Here is a 5,682-nt window from a genome sequence, read left to right as displayed (position 1 = left end):
ACCGCATGTTCCTCTACGAGGAAGTGCTGGGCCAGACGGTTCCGACCGCCATTCAGGGTACCGTGTCCTGGTCGCTGCAGCAGGAAAACGACGCGGAAGGCAAGCCTTCTCCGACCGTGCAGGGCCAGATTACCGTGCCTGGCCGTGGCCTCAGCGCGCTCATCACCTTCAAGCGCAACACCGATCCGTCGCTGCCGGCAAGCCATCTGATCGAGATCGTCTTCTCGGTTTCGCCCGGCTTTGAAGGCGGCGCGATCGACAGCGTCCAGCGCATCGCGATGAAGAGCACCGAGCAGGATCGCGGCAACGCGCTGATCGCGGTCCCGGCCAAGATCACCGACGATTTCCACATGATCGCGCTCAACGACTTCCCGGATGCGATGAAGACCAATCTCGAGCTTCTGAAGAGCCGTAACTGGATCGACATTCCGGTGTCCTACCGCAATGGCCGACGTGCGCTGTTGACCCTGCAAAAGGGCAATGACGGCATCGCCGCCTTCGACAAGGCGCTCAGCGAATGGGCGGCGTCAACGCCGGCGACGGGACAGTGATGGTTATGGGGGCGATCCACCAATAGCTCGCCCCCTCATCGCCTCGCTCGCGCTCCGGCACTTCTCCCCGACGGGGAGAAGAATTCGCCGCACTGCCTCATCTTTCTTAAATCTTACAGACGTTTCTAGCGCTCGATCGGTCGCCGCAAATTCTTCTCCCCGCCGGGGAGAAGTGCCGGAGCGCGAGCGAGGCGATGAGGGGGCGGCGCCTACCGTCTTGAATAACGCCGGTTTCATGCATAAAGCCCGCAGGTCTTGCGATCCGCGGGCTTTATGGCGACTAGCGTTTTAATGAGCGCTTACGCATCCACCACGCGCAGGGCGCGCGCTGCTTCCAGCGCTTCCTTCTGCACCGCTTCCTGCACCTTCTCGAAGGCACGCACTTCGATCTGGCGCACGCGTTCGCGGCTGATGTCGAACTCGGACGAGAGTTCTTCCAGCGTCACCGGGTCTTCCGCAAGCCGGCGGGCCTCGAAGATGCGGCGTTCGCGGTCATTCAGAACGCCCATGGCTTTCGCCAGCATGCGGCGGCGGGTTTCCAGCTCGTCCTGCTCGATCAGCACGTCTTCCTGGCTGTCATGGTCATCCACCAGCCAGTCCTGCCATTGGCCGGATTCGCCTTCGGACGCCTTGATCGGCGCATTCAGCGATGCGTCGCCGTGCAGGCGGCGGTTCATCGAGATGACTTCTTCTTCCGACACCTGCAGCTTCGTCGCGATTTCCTTGACGTGCTCCGGCTTCAGATCGCCATCGTCGATGGCCTGGATGCGGCCCTTCAGACGACGCAGGTTGAAGAAGAGACGCTTCTGATTGGCGGTCGTACCCATCTTCACCAGCGACCATGACCGCAGGATATATTCCTGGATCGACGCCTTGATCCACCACATGGCGTAGGTGGCCAGACGGAAGCCGCGCTCCGGATCGAACTTCTTCACCGCCTGCATCAGGCCGACATTGCCTTCAGAGACAACTTCACCGATCGGCAGGCCGTAACCGCGGTAACCCATCGCAATCTTGGCGACGAGACGCAGGTGGCTGGTGACGAGCTTATGCGCGGCGTCGCGGTCGCCATGCTCGGCATAACGCTTGCCAAGCATGTACTCTTCCTGCGGCTCCAGCATCGGGAATTTGCGGATTTCGTCGAGATATCTGTTGAGACCGGCTTCGCCGGCTGTAATCGTAGGCAAACTATTGCGGGCCATAAAGCACCCCCTTATCTATGGTCTGGAACGGCACCCTCTTTGATCGGCGAATAACCCGCCGGAGGCGCACCGTAAGCTGCGGGTCGTTACCGACCCCGCACGAACCCATGTGACAGATATGTACGCGCGCACCGCTTTTCAAGCGAACGCTGCGTTCACACATGCGTTATGGCGAGACGACCCCTTCTTTGACCTGTTTAACTTTTGACCGGTAGATTCGTTCCGAAAAACCGCCGAGGCCGGAGCGCACCATCAGCTCATACATCACCCTTCGGCGCATCGGATTGTGCAGACGCACCACCTTCGAGCCAAGGAACTGCGTCTCGACATGGGCAAGCGCCTGCAGGTCCGGATCGGTGGCAATCGCGTCCGCATAGATGGCGTGAAATTCCCGGCGACAGACGTAGGTCTTGTATTTCGTCATGGCAAAGCAGGCGAGGTTATGACCGTGGGTGCGCAGGAAATCTGCAACGCCGACCGTCACTTCCGGCCAGGCGGGGTTGAATGTGTCGTCAAAGACGATGACGCCATGCGGCGCGATTACCTCCAGCGCCAGTTTCGCATCGGCCAGCACATGGTGCAGGTGATGGCCGCCATCGATGCTGAAGAAGCGCGCCGGGCCAATGCGCGAGGTGATGTCGGCCGGTGACAAACGGGTGCTGTCGCCCTTGATGATGAGGTCCTCATCCATGGCAAAACCCAGCCGGCGTCCGCTCTCCATCAGGCGGTCATATTGGTCCAGGCTGCCGTCTTGCGGCGGGTCGAGATCGAACAGATCGACGCCCAGCACCTTTTCCTGCGCTTGCGCGAATTTGCGCAGCAAGAAATAGGAGCGACCGTAATAAACGCCGATTTCCGCGATGCCGCCGTGCAGGGCGCTTCTCGTCTGGGCCTGCAACAGCGCCTTGAAGACGAGCGCATCGGGCGGGTCGATATAACCTTCGACGCTTCGCAATTCCTGAAAAATGAACCGGCGGTCTTCAATCGTCATGCGCACTCGATCCCGTCATCATGCCGGTTCCGTTCAAGGCGGCTCGAACGTGCGCCGGTTCAAGGCTTTGCGAGGCAAAGGAGGTGCGAGGATTACAGCGAAATTGGGGCGGTCTATAAAAAGGACCGACTGCGGAATATCGCGTTTCGCTAATCTGTTTTTATTATCCGAAGCTTCCGGCGAAATGGGCGGCGCAGCTTTTTAGGCCTGCACCACGCGTTTTCAGGCCTGCAGGGCGGCGATCAACTCTTCCATATCGTCCGGCAGGTCGGTCTCGAACTCCATCACCTCGCCGGTGCGGGGGTGTTCGAAGGCCAGCAGATAGGCATGCAGCGCCTGGCGCGGAAAGCGCCCGACGATGCTCTTTGCCGGTTCCTCGAGAAGGTTCGCCTTGGTGCGGAAAGCCGCACCATATTCGGGATCGCCGATCAGCGGATGGCCGATATGGGCCATGTGCACGCGGATCTGGTGGGTGCGGCCGGTTTCCAGGCGGCATTCCACCATGGAGGCGAGGCAGGTGGCATCCGCCCGTTCGTGATATCGCTCCACCACCTCGTAATGGGTGATCGCCTCACGGGCATCGTCCGAATCCTCGTGCTTGACAGCGCGTTTTGTGCGGTCGGCACCGCGGCCGAGAGCGGCGTCGATGGTGCCGCGAAGCGTGCGCGGGCGACCCCAGACAACGGCCTTATAGGCGCGCTCCAGCGGGCCGGTGCGGCCATGATCGGCAAATTGCGCGGCCAGATGCCGGTGGGCATTGTCGTTCTTCGCCACGACCATGACACCTGACGTTTCCTTGTCCAGCCGGTGCACGATGCCGGGGCGCTTGACGCCGCCAATGCCGGAGAGGCTGTCGCCGCAATGGTGAATGAGGGCGTTGACCAGCGTTCCCGTCCAGTTGCCGGCGCCGGGATGCACCACGAGACCCGGGGGCTTCACCAGAACGATCAGGTCGTCATCCTCATATTCCACATCGAGCGGGATATCCTCGCCCTTGGGCTCCGGGTCTTCCGGTTCCGGCATAACGATTTCGATACGGTCGCCGGGATGCACCTTCTTTTTCGGCTCCGTCACCGGCTTGCTGTTGATGGAAACGGCACCCTGTTCGATCAGCGCCTTCAGCCGGCTGCGGGAGAAATCGCCGCCCACCTCGCCCGCCAGCCAGGAATCGAGGCGGCCTTCGGCGTCCTCCCCGGCAATCAGGACTTTCCTTGCGTCTCCGCCTTGTTTAAAGGGGTCGTTCATTCTTATTTTTCCGATCCATCAGCATTTCAGGGAACCCGATGACGCAGATCGAGCAAGACGAACAGGAAGACAAGCCGCTTGATCCGGTCATGGAAAAACTTCGCCGCCGGATGATCCGTTTGCAGATCGTATCGGGCTCCGTGATGTTCATCGCCCTTATGGCTGTCTTTGGTGCCGTTGTCTACAAGGCGACGGGTAGCTCGAAAACGCCGGCAACGCAAAGCGTCGCGCCGAACCTAGCCGTGCCAACCGGCAATGGCCCGATGGCGGTCACCGCCAGCCTGCCGCAGGGCTTCACCATCGAAAACGTCAGCTATTCCGGCGGCGATATGCTGTTTTATGGCCGGCTGGCAAACGGAACCCGCAAAGCGCTGGTCTTCAACGTCGCCAGCGGCCGGTTCCTTGCGGATGTGACTGTTGATGGCCAGTGAGGCCGAACATCCATTTTTCGGTCAGCGGGCGCTGATCCCGGTGGAAGACCCGACCGACCCGCGCATTGCCGCCTTTCGCGACATTCGCGAGCGTGATCTCACCGGCCGGCAGGGGCGTTTCATTGCCGAGGGTACGGTGGTGCTGCGCATGCTGGCCGCCGCTCACAAGGCGGGTGGGGCCTTTGCGGCGGAAAGCATCCTGATCCTGCGCAACCGTCTTTCCGGCGTTGCTGATATCCTTGCCGAATTCCCCGATGATGTCCCGGTTTACGTAGCGGAAGCGCCGGTGCTGGATGGTATCGTCGGTTTCCACCTGCATCGCGGCATTCTGGCGCTTGGGCGACGCGTGCGCGATGATGGGCTGGAAGAGACGATGGCAGCACTTCCCGCCTCGTCTCTGGTGCTCGTCGGCTGCGGCATTTCCAACCACGACAATCTCGGTGCGATGTTCCGCAATGCGGCAGCCTTTTATGCCGATGCGGTGCTGCTGGACGAGACGTGCTGCGATCCGCTCTATCGCAAGGCGCTGCGGGTTTCGGTCGGGTCGGTGCTGTCGGTTCCCTATCACCGCGGCGGCGGGGCGGTCGCGATGCTGGAGCGGCTTTCCGGGGCTGGTTTTGCAATCTGGAGCCTTTCGCCGGGTGGCGAGACCGAAATCCGCGATATTCCCCGCTCCGGGCGGATGGCGTTGGTCATCGGCACGGAAGGCGAGGGCTTGCCGCAATCGGTACTGTCTCGGTTTCATACGGCGAGGATTGCGCAGTCGCCGCAGCTGGATAGCCTGAACGCGGGCACGGCCTCCGGGCTCGCGCTTTATCAGATGGCGGGGGTGATGGGGCGGGTGTAGATCAGAGCCGCTTTAGCACTTCGGCGAACCTAGCGTTTCCGCTTCTCCATCACCACCTTAGCCCGCGTCGCAAGGCTTTCACGCCCCGACGAATCTGACGCCTTGGCGAGGAGCCCCGGAATGGGTGATGCCTCGCCCTCCCGCGCTGCTGTCAACGCGATCATCTCGGCTGCGATCCGTGCGATTTCGCGGCGGATGGGCTCGTCGTTGCCGGTGCCGCGCACGTTCAGCAGGCGTTCGGTGAGAGCGGTGCCCTGATTGCGGATATCCTCGATTTCCTGTTCCAGACCTTCCGGCGCCGTCGCGTCCAGCTCTGCGCTGGGCTCCTCCGGCGGGGAGGCTGGGGCGGCATCCTCCGGGGCTGCCGTCTGTGACACCTCCCTCTCGATGGCCGGTGCGGTTTCGAGCTTGGCGG

General features: G+C 61.7%; 5 protein-coding genes and 2 pseudogenes. 3 read left to right on the top strand and 4 right to left on the bottom strand.

The window, feature by feature from the left end; translation table 11 throughout:
- A pseudogene (locus ACUTJJ_RS24475) lies at positions 1-551 on the top strand (hypothetical protein); the annotation flags it as partial.
- A gap of 299 nt (positions 552-850) precedes the next feature.
- Here ACUTJJ_RS24475 and rpoH read toward each other — a convergent pair.
- The 3 genes from rpoH to ACUTJJ_RS24460 all read right to left on the bottom strand — a co-directional run bounded on the left by rpoH (position 851) and on the right by ACUTJJ_RS24460 (position 3,989).
- The gene (rpoH, locus tag ACUTJJ_RS24470; RefSeq protein ID WP_003522581.1) at positions 851-1,753 is read right to left on the bottom strand and encodes an RNA polymerase sigma factor RpoH; all 903 of its coding nucleotides are present in this window, start codon (positions 1,751-1,753) and stop codon (positions 851-853) included.
- Positions 1,754-1,919: 166 nt separating this feature from the next.
- Positions 1,920-2,744 carry a class I SAM-dependent methyltransferase gene (locus ACUTJJ_RS24465; RefSeq protein WP_063948208.1) on the bottom strand — a complete coding sequence of 275 codons (825 nt, stop codon included), beginning with the start codon at positions 2,742-2,744 and terminating at the stop codon, positions 1,920-1,922.
- Positions 2,745-2,966: 222 nt separating this feature from the next.
- The gene (locus ACUTJJ_RS24460; protein WP_209087241.1) at positions 2,967-3,989 is read right to left on the bottom strand and encodes an RluA family pseudouridine synthase; all 1,023 of its coding nucleotides are present in this window, start codon (positions 3,987-3,989) and stop codon (positions 2,967-2,969) included.
- 38 nt (positions 3,990-4,027) lie between these two features.
- Between ACUTJJ_RS24460 and ACUTJJ_RS24455 the strand changes: the two genes are divergently transcribed.
- Entirely contained in the window at positions 4,028-4,420 is a 393-nt protein-coding gene (locus tag ACUTJJ_RS24455) for a hypothetical protein (RefSeq protein ID WP_063948210.1), read from the top strand.
- A complete protein-coding gene (locus ACUTJJ_RS24450) occupies positions 4,410-5,267 on the top strand; it encodes a TrmH family RNA methyltransferase (protein WP_445543717.1) in 858 nt (285 codons plus the stop codon). The genes ACUTJJ_RS24455 and ACUTJJ_RS24450 overlap by 11 nt, the downstream gene beginning before the upstream one ends.
- 29 nt (positions 5,268-5,296) lie before the next feature.
- On the opposite strand, the pseudogene ACUTJJ_RS24445 reads toward ACUTJJ_RS24450, so the two are convergent.
- A pseudogene (locus tag ACUTJJ_RS24445) lies at positions 5,297-5,682 on the bottom strand (hypothetical protein); the annotation flags it as partial.

This window comes from Agrobacterium sp. DKPNP3 (assembly GCF_052686535.1).
This window is presented reverse-complemented; position numbering and strand designations above follow the sequence as displayed.